Source organism: Virgibacillus halotolerans, from assembly GCF_016908515.1.
Taxonomy (GTDB): domain Bacteria; phylum Bacillota; class Bacilli; order Bacillales; family Amphibacillaceae; genus Virgibacillus_M; species Virgibacillus_M halotolerans.
Genome location: NZ_JAFBEA010000014.1, coordinates 55,245 through 77,627 on the forward strand (window position 1 = coordinate 55,245; position 22,383 = coordinate 77,627).

At 37.3% G+C, this 22,383-nt stretch carries 21 protein-coding genes; 16 read left to right on the plus strand and 5 right to left on the minus strand.

Translation table 11 applies throughout. The features are described 5' to 3' along the window. Positions 1 to 3 precede the first annotated feature (3 nt). Positions 4 to 1,053 (plus strand): ureidoglycolate dehydrogenase, encoded by a 1,050-nt coding sequence (gene allD, locus JOC34_RS20890; RefSeq protein ID WP_205138737.1) that lies wholly within the window; start codon positions 4 to 6, stop codon positions 1,051 to 1,053. 60 nt (positions 1,054 to 1,113) lie between these two features. Here the strand turns inward: allD and JOC34_RS20895 are convergent, their stop codons facing one another. Next, entirely contained in the window at positions 1,114 to 1,899 is a 786-nt protein-coding gene (locus JOC34_RS20895) for an HAD family hydrolase (protein ID WP_205138738.1), read from the minus strand. 152 nt (positions 1,900 to 2,051) lie between these two features. Further along, complete coding sequence (locus JOC34_RS20900; protein ID WP_205138739.1) at positions 2,052 to 3,749, minus strand: M3 family oligoendopeptidase; 1,698 nt, start codon at positions 3,747 to 3,749, stop codon at positions 2,052 to 2,054. A 132-nt stretch (positions 3,750 to 3,881) separates the two neighbouring features. Between JOC34_RS20900 and JOC34_RS20905 the strand changes: the two genes are divergently transcribed. The 3 genes from JOC34_RS20905 (at position 3,882) to JOC34_RS20915 (ending at position 4,715) form a co-directional block, all read left to right on the plus strand. Then, complete coding sequence (locus JOC34_RS20905; protein ID WP_205138740.1) at positions 3,882 to 4,109, plus strand: DUF2164 domain-containing protein; 228 nt, start codon at positions 3,882 to 3,884, stop codon at positions 4,107 to 4,109. Positions 4,110 to 4,135: 26 nt separating this feature from the next. Beyond that, positions 4,136 to 4,330 carry a YwbE family protein gene (locus JOC34_RS20910; protein WP_205138741.1) on the plus strand — a complete coding sequence of 65 codons (195 nt, stop codon included), beginning with the start codon at positions 4,136 to 4,138 and terminating at the stop codon, positions 4,328 to 4,330. Between the two features lie 103 nt (positions 4,331 to 4,433). Then, entirely contained in the window at positions 4,434 to 4,715 is a 282-nt protein-coding gene (locus JOC34_RS20915; RefSeq protein WP_205138742.1) for a hypothetical protein, read from the plus strand. A gap of 51 nt (positions 4,716 to 4,766) precedes the next feature. Here the strand turns inward: JOC34_RS20915 and JOC34_RS20920 are convergent, their stop codons facing one another. Next, entirely contained in the window at positions 4,767 to 5,618 is an 852-nt protein-coding gene (locus JOC34_RS20920; RefSeq protein WP_205138743.1) for a CvfB family protein, read from the minus strand. Positions 5,619 to 6,332: 714 nt separating this feature from the next. Between JOC34_RS20920 and speG the strand changes: the two genes are divergently transcribed. Together speG and JOC34_RS20930 are read left to right on the plus strand one after the other, a co-directional pair. Then, positions 6,333 to 6,851 (plus strand): spermidine N1-acetyltransferase, encoded by a 519-nt coding sequence (speG, locus tag JOC34_RS20925; protein WP_205138744.1) that lies wholly within the window; start codon positions 6,333 to 6,335, stop codon positions 6,849 to 6,851. 150 nt (positions 6,852 to 7,001) lie between these two features. Further along, positions 7,002 to 7,793 (plus strand): SDR family oxidoreductase, encoded by a 792-nt coding sequence (locus JOC34_RS20930; protein WP_205138745.1) that lies wholly within the window; start codon positions 7,002 to 7,004, stop codon positions 7,791 to 7,793. 112 nt (positions 7,794 to 7,905) lie between these two features. Here JOC34_RS20930 and ytaF read toward each other — a convergent pair whose 3' ends face one another. Then, on the minus strand, positions 7,906 to 8,523 hold the full coding sequence (ytaF, locus tag JOC34_RS20935) for a sporulation membrane protein YtaF (RefSeq protein WP_205138746.1): 618 nt from the start codon (positions 8,521 to 8,523) through the stop codon (positions 7,906 to 7,908). Positions 8,524 to 8,802: 279 nt separating this feature from the next. On the opposite strand from ytaF, the gene JOC34_RS20940 reads away from it, so the two are divergent. The 3 genes from JOC34_RS20940 (at position 8,803) to rodA (ending at position 13,577) form a co-directional block, all read left to right on the plus strand. After that, positions 8,803 to 10,974, plus strand: coding sequence for a DNA topoisomerase III (locus tag JOC34_RS20940; protein ID WP_205138747.1), 2,172 nt, complete (start codon positions 8,803 to 8,805; stop codon positions 10,972 to 10,974). A 174-nt stretch (positions 10,975 to 11,148) separates the two neighbouring features. After that, positions 11,149 to 12,315, plus strand: coding sequence for a putative lipid II flippase FtsW (gene ftsW, locus JOC34_RS20945; RefSeq protein WP_205138748.1), 1,167 nt, complete (start codon positions 11,149 to 11,151; stop codon positions 12,313 to 12,315). A 95-nt stretch (positions 12,316 to 12,410) separates the two neighbouring features. Next, positions 12,411 to 13,577: a rod shape-determining protein RodA gene (rodA, locus tag JOC34_RS20950; protein ID WP_239544645.1), complete on the plus strand. Its 1,167-nt coding sequence runs from the start codon at positions 12,411 to 12,413 to the stop codon at positions 13,575 to 13,577. 123 nt (positions 13,578 to 13,700) lie between these two features. On the opposite strand, the gene JOC34_RS20955 is transcribed toward rodA, so the two are convergent. Beyond that, positions 13,701 to 13,838: a hypothetical protein gene (locus JOC34_RS20955; RefSeq protein WP_205138749.1), complete on the minus strand. Its 138-nt coding sequence runs from the start codon at positions 13,836 to 13,838 to the stop codon at positions 13,701 to 13,703. 177 nt (positions 13,839 to 14,015) lie between these two features. Here JOC34_RS20955 and JOC34_RS20960 point away from each other — a divergent pair, with 177 nt between their 5' ends. The 7 genes from JOC34_RS20960 to JOC34_RS20990 all read left to right on the plus strand — a co-directional run bounded on the left by JOC34_RS20960 (position 14,016) and on the right by JOC34_RS20990 (position 22,357). Beyond that, positions 14,016 to 15,575 carry a plasmid pRiA4b ORF-3 family protein gene (locus JOC34_RS20960; RefSeq protein WP_205138750.1) on the plus strand — a complete coding sequence of 520 codons (1,560 nt, stop codon included), beginning with the start codon at positions 14,016 to 14,018 and terminating at the stop codon, positions 15,573 to 15,575. Positions 15,576 to 15,819: 244 nt separating this feature from the next. Then, positions 15,820 to 16,278, plus strand: a complete 459-nt coding sequence (locus tag JOC34_RS20965; protein WP_205138751.1) for a flavodoxin domain-containing protein — start codon at positions 15,820 to 15,822, stop codon at positions 16,276 to 16,278. Between the two features lie 39 nt (positions 16,279 to 16,317). Beyond that, positions 16,318 to 17,376 carry a serine hydrolase domain-containing protein gene (locus JOC34_RS20970; RefSeq protein ID WP_205138752.1) on the plus strand — a complete coding sequence of 353 codons (1,059 nt, stop codon included), beginning with the start codon at positions 16,318 to 16,320 and terminating at the stop codon, positions 17,374 to 17,376. A 1,037-nt stretch (positions 17,377 to 18,413) separates the two neighbouring features. Beyond that, complete coding sequence (locus JOC34_RS20975; protein ID WP_205138753.1) at positions 18,414 to 19,718, plus strand: ABC transporter substrate-binding protein; 1,305 nt, start codon at positions 18,414 to 18,416, stop codon at positions 19,716 to 19,718. A 79-nt stretch (positions 19,719 to 19,797) separates the two neighbouring features. Beyond that, positions 19,798 to 20,742 (plus strand): carbohydrate ABC transporter permease, encoded by a 945-nt coding sequence (locus JOC34_RS20980; protein ID WP_239544646.1) that lies wholly within the window; start codon positions 19,798 to 19,800, stop codon positions 20,740 to 20,742. 11 nt (positions 20,743 to 20,753) lie between these two features. Then, a complete protein-coding gene (locus JOC34_RS20985) occupies positions 20,754 to 21,578 on the plus strand; it encodes a carbohydrate ABC transporter permease (protein ID WP_239544647.1) in 825 nt (274 codons plus the stop codon). Then, positions 21,578 to 22,357, plus strand: coding sequence for an HAD family hydrolase (locus tag JOC34_RS20990; RefSeq protein WP_205138754.1), 780 nt, complete (start codon positions 21,578 to 21,580; stop codon positions 22,355 to 22,357). Before JOC34_RS20985 ends, JOC34_RS20990 begins: the two co-directional genes overlap by 1 nt. Positions 22,358 to 22,383 lie beyond the last annotated feature (26 nt).

A 22,383-nucleotide genomic window follows, 5' to 3' on the forward strand; every position in this document is an offset into this window, starting at 1 on the left:
CGTATGAGAGTTTCAAAAGAAGAGCTGAATAAATTAATAAAAAATAAACTGCAAAAGGCCGGGTTACAGGAAGAACATGCGGCTGTTGCAGCAGATGTGCTTGAACATGCAGATTTACGAGGAATTCATTCCCACGGTGCAATGCGGGTCGAATACTATGCAGAACGGATCGCTAAGGGCGGTATCAATACAAATCCTGCATACAAATTTGAAAAAACTGGTCCAAGTACCGCTGTCTTTGATGGTGACAATGGTGTCGGTCATTTCATGGCAGATAAGGCAATGGATGAAGCGATTAATATGGCCAAGGAAAATGGCGTTGCGGTTGTAGGTGTAAAGAAAATGAGCCACAGTGGCGCACTTTCTTATTTTGTACAAAAAGCTGCTAACGAAAAAATGATTGGTATTTCTCTTTGTCAGTCGGATCCAATGGTTGTACCATTTGGCGGAGCTGAAGCTTATTATGGAACAAACCCGATTGCATTTGCTGCACCAAGTAAAACAGGGAAAAATATTATTGTAGATATGGCAACAACTGTACAAGCATGGGGTAAAATCCTACATGCTCGTTCTAAAAATGAATCCATTCCAGATAACTGGGCTGTTGATAAAAATGGGGAGCCGACAACAGATCCATTTAACGTACAAGCATTGTTACCAATAGCTGGACCTAAAGGCTATGGATTGATGATGATGGTTGATATTTTATCTGGTGTATTATTAGGACTCCCATTTGGTAAAAATGTATCTTCCATGTATGAGGACTTAACGGCCTACCGTAATCTTGGACAGTTGCACATTGTAATTAATCCAGAATTCTTTACAAGTATGGAAGGATTTTTGGAAAACATTACGACAACAATGGATGACTTAAACAATATTAAACCTGCTGCAGGTTTTGATAAAGTATTATATCCTGGGCAACCAAATGACATTCAACAGGAAAAATATGAACAAGATGGTATTGAGATTGTTGATGATATTTATGAATATCTCGTTTCTGACGTCATTCACAATAACGCATACGATCATAAAGACCCGTTTGCAGAGTAAGTGAACAAATAAACTTTAATAAAAAAAGGGATATCGCTATGATATCCCTTTTTGCTACCACTACTTTACCAATCCCAACGTTTTTAATCCGTTAAATATACCCGAATTTGTAACAGCTGACGTGGTATGTTTAGCATATTGAAAAAGCTCAGGATCACCATTCTCCATTGCAAACCCTTCACCGACAGACAACAGCATTTCTTTATCGTTCATGCCGTCACCAAAGGCAATGGCTTGTTCTTTTGTGATGTTTAAACGTTCTAGAATACGGTCAACCGCTTCGCCCTTATTTACGTTCGTGCGGATGATATCGTAACTGTTCTCGATGCCCGCAATGTTGACTTGAGACATGCGAAGGTTGGGCGCAATCTCGTAAAGATTTTCTTCGGAATGATTTATATTCATAACCGTAACACCTAATGTTTTATCCGCGGTTTCATTGGTATACAATTCGTTATGTTGGAGCTGAAATGTATCAATAAAAGTTTGGACAAATGGCTGATCAAGGGATGTGAAATAATTTTTCCCATTTGTATATAGAACCATTTCATGATTGTTTTCTTTAGCAACTTGTAGAAATTGTTCCACAGATTTAGCATCCATTGGCGCGTCAATAATTGTCTCATTTTGATAAACAGCATAGGCGCCATTGTAGCCAATGTAAGAATCAACATGAAGCTCTTCAGCAAGCTCCATGACTTCATGAAGCGGCCTTCCTGTACAAATGAAGACTTCTATTCCCTGGCTTTGTAATTGCGTAATGGCTTCTTTTGTGGAATCATCATATGTATGATCCGGTTTTAAAATAGTTCCATCGATATCGAGAAAAAGTATCTTGTATGTCATAGTGATCTCCTTTGTATGTATACTATATAGCATAATATCATATTTTGAATGGATATGCTGTGGGGGAGGAGCAAACTCGGGAGAGAACAGCGCAAACTCGCGCGCCACAAAATGATGCCAGACACTCACCCGGTGTCTGGCATCATTAAAAGTTATAACGCTTTATCATCAATGGCATCTAACCAATCGTCAACTGCTTTTACAATAGATTCGACTGTGCCTTCTTCAAATGGAGAACGAAGATTTGCTGCTTCCACCAATTCGAGAAACGGTTTTGATCCACCTAGTTTGCATAAGTGATAATAGTCATGCCATGCACTTTCCTGATCATCACGTGACTTTTTCCAGAACTGAAAAGCACAGACTTGTGCGAGTGTGTAATCAATATAATAAAATGGAATTTCATAAATATGGCTCTGTCGCTGCCAGAAAGCTCCTGCCTCTAAATAGGTGATCCCATCATAATCACGATGTGGGAGGTACGTTTCTTCTAATTTCTTCCATGCAACCTTACGTTCATCTGGTGTCCAGTTTGGATTTTCATAGATCAAATGCTGGAATTCATCTACAGCCACACCATATGGCAGGAATTGTAGTGTATCAGCTAAATGGGAATATCTATATTTATCCGCATCTTCTTTAAAGAAAAGCTCCATCCAGGGCCACGTGAAAAATTCCATGCTCATCGAATGGATTTCTGCGGCTTCACTTGTTGGAAAGCGATATTCAGGGACAGCTATATCTCGGCTGGAATAGAACTGGAATGCGTGACCTGCTTCATGTGTGAGCACATCGATGTCGCCTGAAGTCCCATTAAAATTAGAAAAGATAAAAGGTGATTGGTAATCTTCAATGAATGTACAATACCCACCAGATTCTTTCCCTTTTTTGGCTTCCAAATCCATTAGATTACGATCCAGCATGTAGTGGAAGAACGCATCCGTTTCGGCTGATAGTTCGCTGTACATTTTTGTGCCATTTTCAACAATCCATCCGGGTGGACCTTTTGGTGTCGCATTACCAGACTTAAATGTGAAACCTTCATCATAAAACTTTAAGGCATCAACACCAATTCGTTCCGCTTGTTTCTCATATAACTTTGTGACTAGCGGAACAACATAATCCCGTACTTGTTTACGGAAAACATGAACCATTTCTGCGTCATAATCAATCCGCTGCATCCGTTTATAGCCGAGTTCAACGAAGTTTTTATAGCCTAATGTTGTCGCTATTTCATGACGCGTTTTTACAAGCTGATCGTAGATATCATCGAACTTCGCTACGTGTCCCTCATAGAATCCAAAACTTGCCTCTACAGCTTTTTTTCGTGTGGAGCGATCCTTATTTTGGGAGAATGGTGTAAGCTGTGCAATAGTATAGGTTTCTCCTTGGAATTCCACTTCTGCTGAAGCCACTAGTTTAGCGTATTCTGATGATAGTCTGTTTTCTTTTTGCAGTAAATGAATCACTTCTGGCGAAAAAGACTGAATCTCGAGATCTGCAATAGAAAAAAATTGTGATCCCCATTGCGCCTCTAATTGTTCGCGATAGGAAGATTTCACTAACGCTTTATAAAATTCCGTACTGAGTGCTTGCAGTTCAGGTTCGAGTTCATCAAAGAAATCCCGTTCTTTTTGATAAAATGCATCATTTGTATTAATTGTAGCTCTGATATATACCAATTCAGAAAGGGTGGACAAACGATTGCGAAAGGTATTAATTTCCTCCATTGCCTTGGTAGCTTTATTGAATGAGTCAGCAGCTTTAAAGTCCTGTAGTAATCCGCTGAACTTGTCCTTCTCTTCCTGTAAATTCGGCCGTTCATACGTATAATCTTCAAAAGTTATCATGATATTTCCCCCTCATCTATACTAATTATTCAACATGACGTGAAAAAAATCCTCTTTTTTGTCTCTGATTTTACGGTTTTTTTGCACCTGTGATATACTAAATCTAATCGTTCAGCGCTAAAGGAGCATAAAATGAAACCAAAGTTTGAATTGACCAAGCAACAAAAAGATGAATTGACTGGATTAATTCAGGATTATTTTGCAAAAGAAAGGGAAGAGGATATTGGCAATTTGGCTGCCATGCTCATCTTGGATTTTTTTGTAGAGGAACTTGCGCCCGTGTTCTATAATAAAGGGGTAGAAGATAGTCATGTCTTTATGATCGAAAAAATTGACGATTTATATGGCATCCAGAAATAAGATCCGAAGAAAGGGGCATCATAGAAATGACAGTGGATGGTAGGTATCGTGATCAGGTTTATCCAGGTTTAGAAGTTGATATTGTGTTAAAGAAAGACCAACGAACAGGAAAGACAACAGCGGGGATTGTAAAGGATTTATTAACGAATTCCAAGTTTCATCCGCATGGTATTAAAGTTCGCTTGGAGGATGGGCAAGTAGGAAGAATTCATTCGAGATAAATTTGTCAAAATTCAGCTGGCCTCAGACAAGAGCTGATTGACTTTATAACTGTTCAACTGTAAACTATAGTCAGTGATATATTTATATTAACGAGGTGAAATCATGATTCAATCCGTCTTTACAATCGGTATTATTTTAGTTATCGTGGCAGTTGCGTTGAGTGTCATTTTATTAAAAGCAACACCAAATGAAAAGTTTACCGGCTATTATCCAAACTTTATTCTCATGGCAGCTGGACTAATTCTTCTATTAATCGCTACATATAATAAGATAGAAGTAATGGGTGCTGGTCTTGGTGGTTGGGGCATCGCCTGTTTATTTGCTGGTGCAATTGGCGCTGTCATTGCATCTATCGTGGATTCATACGCAAACGCAAATGCATAATGTACGAAAAGCCGCGGAATTATCTAGTTGATTCCGCGGCTTTTTAATTTACTATAATAAATACGTGTTTCCCTCACGTTGCTCTACTTTTCCTTGTTTCATCAATCTACCAAGCGCACGTTTGAATGCTGCCTTACTCATATTAAAGGTACCACGGATATCTTCCGGATCACTTTTATCGTTAAACGGAATCATTCCGTCATTGGCTTGTAAATGGTTCGTGATAGCATCTGCGTCTTCATCTAAACTATCTTGTTTAAGTGGACGTAGTGAAACATTTAGCGTGCCGTCTTCCTTTACCTCAATGACACGTCCTTGAACAAGCTCTCCAAGACGCGGTTCTTCTTTGCGTTCGGTATGATGGATAAATCCACGATAGTCGTCTGTCGTGATGATGGCAGTTCCTTCTCTACTTGTGAAATAAACCCAGCCGCTGATCGGCTTGTTCAGCAGATCCTCTGGTGCCAATTCAATCTCTCTTGCTATGACACCTTCTGTTGCTGGAATGGCAAGCAGCCGTCCATTCTGATCTTTACCTAATGTAACAAGAAGCTTGTCGCCGGCTTTCGGCCAAACATCTTCATATAAAGGCAGATCATCAACAGATACGAGCATTTCTTTCGCGATACCAATATGAACAAAGACACCTAATTTGGGAATGACTTCTACGACCTCTGCCCAGTCATATGCATCCATTTGAACGGATGGCAGTGCAGTTGTCGCTGTTACATTTCCTTTTTTGTCATTGTATAAAAATACATCGACAGTTTCGTTTTCTTCCAGTTCATTTTCTGCTTCATTAAGATGTAAGAGCGCTTCGTCCATCTCTTTTTGCAACACATATCCAGTATCAATTTTACGTAGTACGGTCATGGTTTGAATCGTTCCTAATGGTAATGTCATGATATAAAAACCTTCTCTCGTTTATTTTTGTTATGTATTGGAAAAGGGGCACCCTTCTATTAAGAGTACCCCTTTGATTCTAAAGTAACGCATAAGTTTCATTTTATTTTTATCCCGATTGTTTCGGGTGGGAAATTCTTCTCAGTGTGCTTTTTAATTACGGTGCTAATTGCCGCAAAAGCATTCGATTTTATTATTGACTTCTTTATTCGAACCTGGTGATACCCAGATTGTTTAAAAGAATTTCACTTTAACCGCGGTACATGTTCCACTGGGTGTTCTCTAACTTAAGCAACGTAAGCCCTACCTGCTCTTACGTCCTTGCGACCCCTTAGTCGCGCCAGTGTGAATAAGCTTCTTCAAAAACATTACGTAGAATGCCAGAATAACTTATTTGTTACTTCATATTTTTCAACTTTACTATAATCTCATATATACGGGAGTTTGTCAAGTTCTTACAAATCCCGCTTTGAAAATATTATCTCCACCAACTTCATTCATGGATATATAAAATAAAGCGAAAGCAACAATAATGGAATATTTTCAGCTAAGAGTACATGGATGCCTGTAGTAAACGGAAATGGTAAGACGTTAACGTTAATATCACACCAGTCGTAGGGGTAATTGTTGGAGAATGTGCCTTGCTATTTGGGAAGGATGTATTTTTGTGATACATTTATTGTTAGGAAATATAAATAATGGAGGAACGAAACAATGACTACAGAAATTACTTTACGTGTGTTGGAAAAAGAAGACTTGGCGTTTATTCATAAGTTGAATAACAATCCTGATATTATGTCGTTTTGGTTCGAGGAGGCCCATCAATCCATGGCTGGTTTACAGCGGGCTTATGATAAACAAATGGATAACGAACATCAAAGGGACTTTATAATGGAAGAGAATGGTAAAAGGCTTGGCCTCGTTCAATTGGCTTTCATTGATCTTATTCATCGGAAAGCTGAATTTACGATTATGATCGACCCATCACAGCAGGGGAATGGCTATGCAAGTAAGGCAACGCGGCTTGCAATGGATTATGCCTTTCAGATGTTAAATTTACATAAACTCTACTTATTTGTAGATGAAGCGAATGAAAAAGCGATTCATATTTATAAAAAAGTTGGTTTTAGCGTGGATGCAACATTAAAAGATGAATTTTTCATCAATGGAACCTATCGTAATGCGGTAATTATGAGTATATTTCAGAAAGACTATCAGGCGCTTTATCAATAAGATATGTATACGCACAACAAAAGGCTATGTTTACCCTGTGTGAAAGGATGGATGATATGTTACGGATCATATTAATGATCTTAGGAGCTATCGTTTTAATTGGTTGGATTATTACGATACTTTAAATTTAATAGGGGGGAGTGAATACAAATGGATCTTCAGTTAAAAGGAAAGTCGGTTATCGTTACTGCCGCAAGTAAAGGACTTGGAAAAGCTGTTGCCATGGCCTTCGCGCATGAAGGCGCACATGTGTTAATCGGTAGCCGGAATGAAGCAACACTGCAATCCGCTGTTACAGACATCAAACAGGAAACCGGCAATGAACAGGTGGACTATGTGGTATGTGATATGAAAAACCCAAAGGACATTAGTGGACTTGTAGAAAAGGCGGTATCCTGGAACGGCACGGTTGATGTACTAATCAACAATGCGGGAGGACCGCCAGCAGGGAAATTCATGGACATGGGTGATGATGATTGGTATCATGCTTTTGAATTAAATTTACTCAGTTTTATTCGAGCAACTCGGGCAGTTGTTCCGCATATGAAAAAACAGCAAAAAGGACACATTGTTAATTTAGCTTCCTCATCAATTAAACAAACTCTGAATAATTTGGTTCTTTCCAATACAATGCGACCAGGTATTGTTGGTTTAGCTAAATCCTTATCGCAGGAATTAGGCGGAGACAATATTCTTATTAATACAGTTGGACCAGGAACCATTGAAACCGATCGGATCGCAGAACTTAATCAAGTGCAAGCCGAACAGCAGGGAACTACAGTTGAGGCAATTAAATGGGATGCCCAGCAGCTTGTACCGATGAAGCGATATGGAAAGCCGGAAGAATTCGCCAAGGCCATTTTATTTTTAGCAAGCGGTGCGAATACGTATATAACAGGTCAGTCTCTTATTGTTGATGGTGGACTTGTAAAATCATTATAAAGTGAAACTTCATTCAGTAGGTGTTTTACTGCCCGTCAAACTGCGATAAATGTAAACTTCCACATATAAAAATAGGATGAGGCTTATGTTAAAACCAATCCTCATCCTATTTTCACATGAAATTAGATATACCAAGTCCGATCAATAACAACGGAGGCAAAAATGTTAAGCGCTGAAGCAGTTTATTCTTGGATAACAGCACCCCGATTTTTATCCCGCAAAGTAGAAATAGACCACTCATACATGCTACTAAACCGGCTGTGAGTAATGGCGAATAACCAAGCATGGAGGCGCCAAACCCAGCTCCAAATGCATCTAGAGCAAGTGCGATTCCAAGTAGTAATGCTTCACTGCTGGATATCGCACCAGACTGGTCTAAGTCCGCGTTATGAGGCGTTACCAATACTTCCTTAAGGTCATCAAGCCGATGCTTTACCGCCCCATCATTTCGATTAGTCTTTTCAGGGCGGAGGATATTATATAAGGAGAAGAGACCTAATAGGATTAAGATCACGCCTCCAAACATGCCTGCAATATCAGGTGAAATGAATGACCGAAGTACCGTACCAAGGGTCATGGACGCCAACACGACGATACCGGAACAGAACATTATAATAATCAAAGCATGTATAGGAACCCGCACTTGACGCATCCCATATGTCATGCCAACACCAAATCCATCTAAGCTAACTGCAATTACTAAAAAAAGTAACCCCATATAAAACAGCAATATGATCAATCCTTCTTTATCTTCGTGGCGTTACTAAATCTCCCGCCTCTTAAAGGCAGGTGATAAGTGCCACTAAGCTCCGAAATAAGTGTGACTTAGGCATCCGCTATTAGAGACCAGATGAATGCCAAGTTTTCTAATGAATCTAGACTATTGTATGGAATGCGTTAGATATATGATTGGGCTTATTGCATAAGGAAGTGTTGACAATTCTTCCATGTAGGTTCTTATTTATGGTAAAATAAGATAAGAAGTATACATATAGAGAGGATTTTATTATTGAGTAAAACAGTTGTATTAGCAGAAAAACCCTCTGTTGGCCGTGATATTGCCCGTGTCTTGAACTGCACGAAAAAAGGCAACGGCTATTTAGAAGGCTCTAAATATATTGTGACATGGGCGCTTGGGCATCTGGTTACATTAGCAGATCCTGAAGCGTATGATGAAAAATATAAAACATGGAAGTTGGATGAATTGCCAATGCTTCCAGACCATTTAAAGCTTGTCGTTATCAAGAAAACCGGTAAACAATTCAGTGCTGTGAAAACCCAATTGAATCGAAAAGATGTCAGTGAAATTGTGATCGCAACAGATGCAGGAAGAGAAGGAGAGCTTGTAGCACGTTGGATTTTAGAAAAAGCGCGGGTGAACAAACCTGTGAAACGACTCTGGATATCATCTGTGACAGATAAAGCAATTCGTGATGGCTTTAAGCAGCTAAAACCCGGGGCGAAATACGTGAATCTGTATGACTCGGCAGTCGCCCGTTCAGAAGCGGATTGGTATGTTGGTTTAAATGCAACACGTGCACTAACGACGAAGTTTAATGCACAGTTATCAAGTGGCCGTGTTCAAACACCGACACTTGCGATGATCGCTGCTCGCGAAGCAGAGATTAATCATTTTAAACCACGGAAATTTTATGGCATCGAAGCAAAGGCAAAGACCGGATTTACGCTTACCTGGCAGGACGCGAAAAACAATAGCCGTATGTTTTCCAAAGAAAAAGCGGATGCGTTATTTGCTGATCTGAAAAATAAACCAGCAAAAGTGGTTGATATTGATAAATCTTATAAAAAGAAAATGGCGCCACAGCTTTATGATTTAACCGAACTGCAGCGGGATGCCAACCGGATTTTTAATTTCTCTGGAAAGCAGACACTCTCGATCATGCAGAAGCTTTATGAACAGCATAAAGTATTAACATATCCACGTACAGATTCCCGGGTTATCTCCACGGACATTGTTCCGACTTTAAAAGATCGGGTGAAAGCGTGTGGTGTGGATCAATACGCAAAAGCCGCTGGAAAAATATCGCGAAAAGAGCTGAAGTTGCCTAAATCAGTGGTTGATAATACAAAGGTTTCCGATCACCATGCGATTATTCCAACGGAGGAGCCAGTGGTTTTATTTGATTTAGACGAAAAAGAGCGTAAAATATATGACCTCGTTGTGAAACGATTCCTGGCGGTGTTGTCTGATCCTTATGAGTATGAGCAGACAACAGTAATAGCTAAAATTGCAGATCAACAATTTACTGCCAAAGGAAGAATTGTAAAGAAACAGGGTTGGAAGGAAATATATGACAACCGGTTTGACGAGGATGATAATGGTAAACAACAGCAATTACCGGCTGTAGAGGTTGGAAATGAATTTCCTGATGTTCGTATTACCTTGACACAGGGAGAAACAAAACCGCCGGAACGATTTACAGAAGGTGCTTTGCTGCAGGCGATGGAAAATCCGGCACGCTTTATGGCCACAGATGAGAAGCATCTGGCTGGTACAATTCATCAGGTAGGCGGGCTTGGCACTGTTGCTACAAGGGCAGATATTATTGAGAAGCTGTTCCACATCGCTTATATGGAGATGAAAGGAAAGCATATTTACTTAACCTCTAAAGGTCGTCAGTTACTGGATTTAGTTCCAGCAGATTTAAGGTCACCGGCATTGACTGCAGAATGGGAGCAGAAGCTAGGGCTTATTGCGGATGGAAAGCTGAAAAAGCAACAGTTTATCACGGAAATGAAAAGTTATTCCCGTGAGATTGTCCAAGAAATAAAAGCAAGTGATGCCAACTTTAAACATGATAATATGACAGGGACAAAATGTCCTGATTGTGGCAAACTTATGTTGGAAATTAAGAATCGAAACGGACGTATGCTTGTTTGTCAGGACCGCTCTTGTGGACATCGGAAAAACATTGCGAAAAATACGAATGCCCGCTGTCCAAATTGCCATAAACGTCTTGAACTACGTGGTGAAGGGGAAGGGCAAATGTTTATCTGTAAATGTGGACATCGGGAAAAATTGTCTACTTTCAATGAGCGAAAACAACGAGAGAAGAAACATAAGGTTTCTAAACAAGATGTAAATAAATATTTAAAAAAACAAGATGACGAATTTAAAAATAATGCACTAGCAGAACAACTGGCTAAATTAAAGAAATAAACAACAAGCTGAAGCGGGAGAGCCTGTTTCAGCTTTAGATTTTCTCTTGAACTGAATGGGATTTAAATTATAAAATACGTCATATATATTCCTGTGAAATAAATGATGAATAAATATGTAAAGGCATGCTATAATTTATGTCATAAAGATACACTATGAAGGTAGGTGACTCCATTGAAGAAAAAGATCTCATCCCTGGATTTTCCATTATTTGCGATTATATCAGGGCTCATATTAATTGGACTGATGATGGTATACAGCTCAAGTTATACATTTTCGATCCTGGAATATGGGGATGAAAGATACTTTTTTAATCGGCAATTGATATGGATTATAATGGGGCTCATCGTGTTCTTTATCGTAAGCTTTATCCCGTATCAATGGTACGGTAAAATAATCGGACCGCTTGTGGTTACAATGCTCGTATTATTGCTGTTGGTATTGATTCCTCATGTAGGGATAACACGGAATTATTCAACACGCTGGTTGGGAGCAGGACCATTGTTATTTCAGCCATCTGAAATAGCAAAAATAATCATGGTCTTATATTTTGCGAAGGTATACGCGAATAAACGGAAATATATTGAAAACTTCAGCCGTGGTGTGCTCCCGCCTATCATTCTACTTATTGTTGTCTTTACGATGATTTTAAAGCAACCGGATTTAGGGACGGGTATGATCCTTGTTGTTGCCTGTGGGAGCATTCTTCTTATTTCGGGTGCAAGATGGAGACATTTAGTAGCTTTAGGAAGCATTGCAGCTGTAACGCTTGTTGTACTAGCCACTTCAGCAAGTTATCGAATGGAACGTTTGACGTCATTTGTTGATCCATTTGCGGATCCACAGGGGCAGGGATTTCAAATTATTAACTCCTTCTTAGCAATAGGTACGGGTGGCCTAACAGGTAATGGACTTGGGAATAGCGTTCAAAAGCTAGGGTATCTCCCTGAGGCACACACCGATTTTATCATGGCTATTATTGTAGAAGAATTGGGGATTGTCGGGTTAGCAGTGATCATTGCTTTATATGTACTGTTGTTATTTAAAGGATTTTCTATCTTTAAGCACGCACCGAACTTTTTCGGGAAATTTATTGCAATGGGGATTACAGTTCAAATTTGTATACAGGCTGTGTTTAACTTAGGTGCAGTGTCAGGGCTTATGCCCGTTACAGGGATTCCATTGCCGTTGGTTAGTTATGGTGGATCGTCGATGTTAATCACGTTAGGCGGGTTAGGGATTTTGATGAATATATCAAGGCAATCGAACAAAGAAAGACCGGATCATAACCCATCTCGTCAAGAAAGTAATAACCAAAAACCATGGGTAGTTTCCAGATAAATACTTTTCCACAATAAAACGACATGATTGTGATGAAATGTGTTAAATTAGAGAGAGTCCAATGAATAGTTGAGGGGTTCAAGCGAGGTATAATGATGGGAAATTTAAACAACCGAATGAAAAGTGTTTTTGATAAATTAGATTATATATTGATCATGTGTGTGGTTTTACTGTTTGTAATAAGTCTGTTTGCGATCTATAGTGCTTCCGGGCAATATAGTGCCGATCCGATGTATTTTTTGCTTCGACAATCTGTCTGGTTCTGTGTTGGATTGGTAGCAGTGTTTGTCATGCTTTTCATCGAATATGAGCATTACAGGACGTTGGCTATTCCGTTTTATATTGCGGGTTTATTATCGTTGGTATTTGTTCACTTCTTTGGGGTGGAAAGTAAAGGTTCACAGCGCTGGGTTAGTTTTGCAGGAGTGGATATTCAGCCATCAGAGTTTGTAAAACTTTTTCTTATCTTAGCGATAGCAACAGCCATATATAAAATCACGGGAAAATATAAAGTGAAGAAGAAGCGGAATCTCTATATTTTGGGGAGTATTTTTATCCTTTCTATCGTTCCGTTTTACTTTATCTTCGAACAGCCTGATTTAGGGACCGCGTTAGTGACGGTTGCAATTGCAGCAACAACGTTATTGGTTTCCGGTATCTCATTTATATACATTGCTATAATCGCAGCAGTAGTAGTGGCTTTCCTTGGAATGCTGGTTTGGCTATTTATGTATAAACCGGAAATATTTGATTTGTTTTTTAAAGATCATCAGCTTGCACGGATATATGGCTGGTTGCAGCCGGAATTTTATTCGAATACATTTGGCTATCAATTAAGTGGAGCTAGAATGGGAATTGGTTCCGGAGAATTGTTTGGAAGTGGTTTTCAAAATGGATCCATGGCACAAAGTGGCCGGGTACCGGAAATACACACCGATTTTATTTTTACAGTAATTGGTGAGGAATTTGGCTTCTTAGGTGCAGCAATTTTACTCGTGATCTATTTTATTATGATCTACCGAATGATTATTATTGCATTGAATTGTAAAGATCGTTTCGGTATGTACATGATCGCCGGTGTCGTTGGTTTATTTACGTTTCAAATCTTTCAGAACATCGGAATGACAATTGGACTCATGCCAATTACAGGCTTAACATTGCCTTTTGTCAGTTATGGTGGTAGTTCCTTGCTGACCAGTATGATCGGCATCGGCTTGGTATTAAATGTTCATGTCCATACGAAGGAATATATGTTTGAATAAAACAGCCATGCTAGTTGCAGGCCAATTTAATTGATCAACTGATTGAAAAAAAGATCCCCGTGACATCTATAATGGATGATATACGGGGATTTTTTTATATGACAAGCACCTTGGATATTGTTGTTAATCTTCTTCTGCTTTTACGGCAATTTTACTTGCAATCCAGCGCTTGGCCGTTGCTTCGTCAATTTCGTATTCTTTACCTGCACGCAGCAGGTCACCATGGTATGCGGTCTGTACATTCATTTTTAACTTCATCATTGGACAAGCTCCTTATTGGTTAATAATACTATTATACATGCATTCATATACCTTCAGCAAAAATTCAATATGAAAAAACGTATATATTAAGGGAGTTTTTTCAGAGGGAGACTTCCTTTTAGTTTTTAATAAACATCCATCTCTATTTATGCTAAACTGGGAAAATGAGGTGAAGTGATGATTTATGAGCTTAAAATTACACTAAAAGACGTTGGTGCACCTGTCTGGCGGCTTATTCAGATTGATAGTAGTGCTACATTCTATGATTTACACAGGGTGTTACAAGTTGTTTTTGATTGGGACAATTATCACTTACATGGATTTTTAGTTAAAAGGTCCAAAGGTGAACAAATTGAAGATATTGAAATTAAGCCAGGTCGTGAAGATGATCCGGACGAATATCCAAATAAGATGGAAACATACAATGAAAAGGAACAAACTTTGTCAGATTGGTTTAAATTGTCTAAGGATAAAATATCATACGTATATGACTTTGGGGATAACTGGGATCATGAAATCCTATTTATGAAAAAACTCAAGGCCGAAGAAGAGGTCAAATATCCAAGATGTATGGATGCTGACAATAGGGCTCCCGAAGAAGATAGCAGGGGTGAAGTTCTGATGGGTGGTGTCGATCTTAAATTTAATTATTCCAATGAATCAATAGAAGAAATAAATGAGGAACTGCGCTTCCAATTACCTAATCTTATTTCCGTAGTTGTAGAGGATAGCGCAGATGACTGGGAAAAGGTCCTTGCAAAGGCAAAATGGTTTCATAAACTGAAGCCATGGGAAAGGCTGGACGATGCAAATATTCTTGCTGTTGAAGATCCAGTAACAGGAGAAAAACTGTTCTGTTCTGTACTCGGTGCGGCAGGTGAAGCTTTTGGATTGGCTGTTTATATTGGTGAAATGGGTTATCTGAACTTATGCGACATATTAGATAATCGGGAATCATCGTTGGAAGCAATGATGAATCAACGCTGTTTACTGCTTAGCTTTGAAGATAAAACTGATTTGGACAAGGCGGATTATAATCATATTCGAACGTATAGCATACCATTCCGTGGACGTAAAAGCTGGCCGCAATTTCGTAGCTATAAGCCGGGTTTTTATCCATGGATGATGACTAATGAAGAAGCGCGATTAATGAAGCTTGCTTTAAATCAGATTATCGCTATATATGAGGAAGCGGAAATAGAATTAGAAATGCCTGATATGGTTTTAGAAAAGAAGGTTCTGGCGCGAATTCCCAAGAAGGACAAGGATGAAATAGTTTATCAAACTCAAATACTTGATTTAGCAGGCTATCCAGAGGAAAAAGAAGTATCGCTTGCACTATCAGAACTTGATCTAAAGCGGATAAGAAAGTTAAAAGCAATAAAAGGACTGACGATCGAATTTTCAATGGACCATGTGATCATGCCTACAAAAGAGAACCCGAACAAACGGGCAGTTCTACCGTTACTAGTAATTGCTGCGGATCATGATGAGGGGCTTGTCATGTATCAAAATTTGCAACAGGAGCACTACGATACTTATTTTCCGCAAATGCAGCTGATTAAAGCTTTTCAAACGTTAGAAGGCATTCCTGAGAAAGTGATAATGAATGAAAGGAGTGCCCAGCTTCTTAAGCCAATTATTGATAAATTAGCACTGCATGTTGAAATAAATGAACATTTGCCAGTTGTTCAAGAAGTATTAGAAAAATTGTATGAACAGATGGAAATAAATTAAATATAGAAAAGCTGAACCCACATGGTTCAGCTTTTTCATTTATATGACACAATGCTGTCATCATCCATTTTGAATGCTAGCTTGAAACATTGGAAGTGATTATCGTTATCCATTAAAATGAAAAGAGAGACATCGCTTTTAGGCAGATAGGAAAGCATAGCACACTCCTACTGCAGAAGTGCAAGCTCAGGCACCCGTCATTAAAAACTGACGAATGCCAAGTTTTCTATTGGAGGGGTTATCAATGAGTGAAATATTAATGCTTTATGCAAGTGGAACAGGCAATACAGAATTAATGGCCGAAGTAATGGTTGCTTTTCTTGAAGATAAAAACAATCAAATTGTAACCAAAACGTTCGACTTTGATCCAATAGATGTAGAAGAACTTTTAAATTATGATGCAATATTAATTGGCACACATACATGGGATGATGGCGGACTTCCATATGAAGTAGAAGATTTTTATGAGGAATTGGCAGACGTGGATTTAACTGGGAAAATTATAGGTGTATTTGGCTCGGCAGATTCTTTCTACGATACGTACGGTGGAGCAGTGGATTTGCTTAGTGACCACTTGCAGAATTTAGGTGCTACGCTGGTGCCACAGCGATTGAAAGTCGACCTGGAACCGGATCGTAAGGACGTGAAGCGTTGTGAAGTGTTTGTTGGGGTACTTTGTGAGATGATCGAAGAGAAAGTTTAGGCAGTTATGACAAAATTAATCAAGCGAAAGGATGTTTACATGGAAAATAGTCATCGATTTTCAAGACTTGTTTCATTTCTAGACCAATCCGTACAAGAGAAACGTATTCCTGGAGTAGCTTTAGCAATTACTTCTTCTGAAAAAAGTATATTTAAATATACTACGGGATTTGCACACGTTGATAGAGAAATCAAAATGAAGGAAGATACTATCTTTGATTTAGCATCTTTAACAAAAGTTGTTGCAACGCTACCTTCTGTACTTCAATTAATGGATACGGGGAAATTGGATATAGATGATCCGGTTTATTATTATATCCCGGAGTTCAAGAAAAATAATAACGACATAACCATTAAACATTTATTAACACATGCGAGCGGATACCAGCCAGGAATAAAGTTTCATTTGAATAACAATACACTTGAAGAAGCTATATCCATCATTGGTAAACTGACGGATAAGGGGAAGACTGGTAATCAAGTGATTTATAGTGATCTTAATTTTATTGTGTTAGGCTATCTTGTCGAGCAAATAGCTGGTGTCCCATTAGATAAATATACGGAAGAGCATATTTATAAACCCTTAAATATGAATGATACTTGCTTTAACCCACCGAAAGAATGGAAGGAAAAAATAGCAGCAACCGAGTATATGACTACAATAAAAGATTACAAGTGGGGAGCGGTACATGACGAAAATGCCAATCACTTTAACGGTGTGAGTGGTCATGCAGGACTTTTTTCTACAATAGAAGATCTTTCTAAATTTAGTCGAATGATTTTAAATGGAGGAAAGTATAGCAATGAAAAGGTGTTATCTGAACAATCAATTGCGCTAAGTACACACGTAATGACAAAGAATCTAAATTTAAATAGGGGCTTAGGATGGGAATTATTCAATACGCCATCCATGTCTGGACAATTTATACAACATGGATTCGGTCATACCGGGTTCACTGGTACATCTATTTGGTTTGACCCTGAAAAATCCGTTTCCATCATTTTATTAACGAATCGTGTCCACTTTGGCAGAGATACAAATATCGCCCGATTTAGAAGAATTGTTCATAATTTAGCAGCATTGGCTGCTGTTGAATAAAGTAAGGCATTGAAACTATTAAAAAACTATTTAATAATATAAACCATCCTAATAATCTTAGCAATAAAAATTAATTACGTATATATTTAAGAATAGTGAAATAATATGTTGACAAAGTAGTTAGTCCTAACTATAATATGGTTACCAATTAATATGTGTTTTGAAAACCTTAATTGTAAGCGCTATCCTAATTAATTAGGATAGAGTTATACTCAGCAAATGAACTGCGAGTAGTAGAAGTAAAAAAGTGTTCAGAGCGTTGATATAGAAGCATTATAAAGTAAATTGATTGAATAATATTAAAATTATATTTTTAAAGAAAAGATAGAATTTAGCATATTGATTGATACCACCACTAGTTCAATCGATCTGTATACAAAGATAAATATGATATTCAGATGTAAAACACGAACAATAATGGAAAAATTTATAGAATCCCTGATAAATCAATCATCAAGAGGGTTGTGTTATTACTTTAGAACAGTTGATTCTATTTTAGTCGAAAACTTATCGGTTGTGGTTAGAGTACTCTTCCATTCTATTCAAATATTTAGGGCATTGTTTCAAAACAACTGTTTTAAAGATTACAATGGGATGCCGCTGCTGATAGCTATCAATCTATTTGCTAATTGCAAAGAACCTTAGATGAAATCGGTCAAGAATAACTAATGCTAGTGGAGTACACGTAATAACGAAAGAGCTAGTGCCGGAATAAGTGGAGATTGGTTTATTTTATGATGATCACTATCTTTGACGTCGTTTTTAATAATATAGTAGGAATAGATAATAACTTGAAAAGCTAATCATTAAGGGAGTTAAAATATCATTGATTTATTATTGAAGGGTAAGTTTACATTACCAATATTTTAAATATTGGTAATTATATAACCTTTTTTATATAATTATTGCAATTACAAGATCCAAGTTCTTTAAGTTTTATCTTGGAAGAAAAGTCATTGAAAGGAGGCTAGGAACTTTCTATCTGTATCAGTGTAAACTTAATATAGAACTTATACAAAAAGTTAGGGGATGATTAAATGAGTTACAAAAAGTTGTATGTATTACTATTTTTAATACTGGTCAGTCTATTGTTTGCTGCGTGTGGAAATGGCGTTGACGATGCTGGTGATGAAGGTATTGATGCAGTAAAATTAGAAATGTATAGTTGGAGAAGTGAAGACAGGAAGGCCTATGAAGAAATTATTGATGCATTTGAAAAAGAAAACCCAAATATTAAGGTTGAATTCCAGCCATATGATTCTACAGAGTATAACACCATACTTACAAATTCATTAGTGTCAGAATCGGGGCCCGATATTGTTCAGCTACGACCGTATTCTGGGGCGCGAACAATTGCTGATAATGGTTACCTAGTTTCTTTAAATGATCTGCCAGGCGTTCAGGATATTGATAGTACTTATTTGGATGCCGCAAGGGGAAGTGACGAAAATGTCTATGGTATTCCATTGACATTAAATTCAGGTGTAATATTTTATAATCAAAATATATTTGAAGAATTAGGAATAGATCCACCTGAAACATGGGAGGAATTAATTGAAGTAAGTGAGCAAATAAAAAGTAAAGGAATTACTCCAATTGCCCAAGGAGGACGTGATTCATATTTACTCTCAATATTTCATGGTGTTGTTGCACCTACAGCGTATGATGGAAATGAATTTGTAAAAGATATTTTAAATGGAAATGCAGATTTAACTGATCAAAGAATGATGGAGTCTTTAGATCGATTGGAAGAATTAGAACAATATTTGCCTGAAGACTTTATTGCTTTAGATGATAATGACGCCCAAGCATTATTCTATTCAGAGGAAGCAGCTATGTATATTAACGGGGACTACAGATTAGAAACATTCGAAAAAAACATTCCCGATATTCCTATCGGAGTTATCCCTGGTCTAGCATCAGAGGTTGGCGATCAGCCGGTTGTTATGAATTGGGTAGATGGTTCTTTTGGAGTGGTAGAGGCATCTGAAAATAAAGAAGAAGCATTAAAATTTATGGAATTTATGGCAAGTAAAGAATTTGGACAAATATTTAGCGACGAGTTAAATAGGGTAAGCGCAGTAGAGGGCGTGAACGCGAAAAATGAGGTTGTTCAAAAAGTTACTGAAGCATCAGAAGCCAATTCTACTCCATATTTAATGCTTGTCCATTTTGGTGAAGGTTCACCTTCAACAAAATCTATTTTTGAGGATTCAATACAAGGGATGTATTTAGGAGAAATTTCAAAAGAGGAACTTTTAGAAGAAGCGCAAGAGAATGCTGAAAAAGTTGCTGAAGAAAAGCCTGAGGATCTGGAAAACAAAGAAGATGATGGAGATTGATTTTCTTAGTGTTTAATAAAAATGAATATACAATTGACACAGTTAATTGTATATTCTGATTTTTAAGGAGGGAATATAAATGTCTTCTTTTAAAACTACTGAAGGAATGGCTCATCGGAAAAAAAGTAAAAGAAAGCATCTCGTACATCTGTTTCTTTTACCCGCAGTTCTATTATATGGGGTCTTTCAATTATATCCCTTAATTAGTGCCGCGTTCAATAGTCTTTATTCCTTTAATGGATTTGATAAGAACCAATTCATAGGACTACAAAATTTCATTACCTTATTTAAAGAAAAACCTTATAATACGTTTTTTTTCAACGCTTTCCAACATAATTGGATTTATTTTTTCGTGACTGTTCTGACTCAACTAGCAATATCGTTGCTTTTGGCATTAATTATTCATAGTAAAATAAAGGGGAAGGAATTTTTTAAAAGTGTATTTTTTCTACCTAAATTATTATCAGTGATTGTGATAGGTTTTTTATTTAGTTTAATTTTAAATCCTACTAGAGGAGCTTTAAATAGTTTATTAGATGGAATGGGCTTAGAGTTTTTAACTAGACCTTGGTTAGGAAGTATGGATACAGCACTATTTAGCGTCATCTTTGTGGATAGTTGGGCATCTATTGGTTTTTCCATGTTGATTTTTTTAGCAGGCCTACAAGCTATAGAGCCAGAAATATTTGAAGCTGCTAGGATAGATGGAGCCAATCCGTTAACAATCTTAACTAGAATTACTGTTCCAATGCTTGGGCCATCTTTGATGATTATGACTGTACTTGTCTTTATCGGATCCTTTGAAACATTTGAATACGTTTTTGCAATGCAAGGATCCACGGGAGGTCCTTACTATTCTACTGATGTGCTGACTACCTTTTTCTATCGTTTAGCTTTCGGAACTGTTGATGGTGGTCAATCAATAGGAGTAGGCTCTGCTATCGCAGTTGTTTTATTCTTAATTATAGGGCTAGCAACATCTACTATTTTGTTTGTATTTAAAAGAAAAGATTTCGAAAGATAGGAGGAATTCAATTGCGAACTAGATGGTATTTTCAAACTATAAAGTATTTGCTTTTAGCTTTATTTACATTTATTTTTGTATACCCGATATTTTTAATGTTTTCTTCATCATTTAAAACAAATATTGAGATATTCACAACACCTTTAAGTTTACCTAAATCTTTTTCATTTGAAAATTTTATAGAAGTTTGGGATGTAGTTAATTTCTCTAATTATATATGGAATAGTATTATTGTGAGCTCGGCATCTGTATTTATAGTATTGTTTGTATCTTCCTTAGCAGGCTTTTATCTTGCGAGATATCCGTTCAAGTGGAATACAGCGATATTATTGTTTTTTATGATAGGTCTAATGTTACCAATGAAGTTGGCTGTTATACCTCTCTATATGATGATGATGAAATTAGGTCTACTAGATACATTATTTTCTTTGATTTTTATTTATGTGGCAGGTGGAATTCCTTTTGCAGTTTTTCTTTTCTATGGTTTCTTTCGTACAGTTCCAAAAGCATTAGAAGATTCTGCACGACTTGATGGATGCAATGAATTTCAAATATATTATAAAATAGTTCTTCCGTTAATGAAACCAGCGATTTCAATTGTTGGAATTGTTAATTTAATAAATGTTTGGAATGACTTCTTTTACCCATTAATTTTTATTCGCACAGATTCTCTGTCTACTATTCCTTTGGGGATGCTTACTTTATTTGGGGAATATGATACAGAATGGAATTTACTTTTTGCAGGTTTATCACTATCTGCTTTACCGATGATCGTTGCATTTCTATTTGCGTCAAGGCAATTTATGGAGGGTTTAACTGAAGGAGCTGTAAAATAATGGAAAAGTGGATTACATTTGACTTAGATGGTACATTAATGCAAAACCCCTTCTCAAAATGGGTTTTTCCGGAAATTGCAACTAACATTCAGGCAGGATCTAAAAGTGAAAAGGATATACAAAAATTAATAATCAATGAGCATGAATTGAGAATGAGTGAAAAAAAGGTTGTACAAGCTTATGATTGGGATGATATTGTTGAAAGTGTACTTTCCAATATGAATATACCCGAAAAAGTAGATGTTGAAAGTATAGTGAAAAAGCATTCCTTTAAACCAAAGATTTATTTACTAGAAGAAGAAATTATTGATAACTTAGAAGGACTAAAAAATATTGGATATAATTTGGCAGTTTTAACTAATGGTTATTCAAAATACCAATTGCCAGTAATGAAAGAGTTAGGGTTGGAATGTGTATTTGATGAAATAATAACACCTGATATATGTGGTTATGCAAAACCAAACGTAGGAATGGTACAATCACTTAATGGTGAAGGAGAAGTTGTTGCCCATGTAGGTGATAGAATTGATCACGATATTATTATGGCTAACCAGCTTGGAATCACTTCGTTTTTTATAAATAGGGAGCTTCCACAGTATATAGAAAAGGTTCCGGTTCATAAAAGAAATAGGTGTGAGAACATTTTGTCGATCTGTAAAGATAAGTGGGAGAGCGAAAATAGTCTAATTTCAATACCTTTTCAAAATGACTGTATTCCTGATATAGTAGTTTCTTCCTTAGAAGAATTATTAAATTATTTTATAAGTATTAATAGCTAAACGCTGTTTTTTGTAAAAATGTTAAC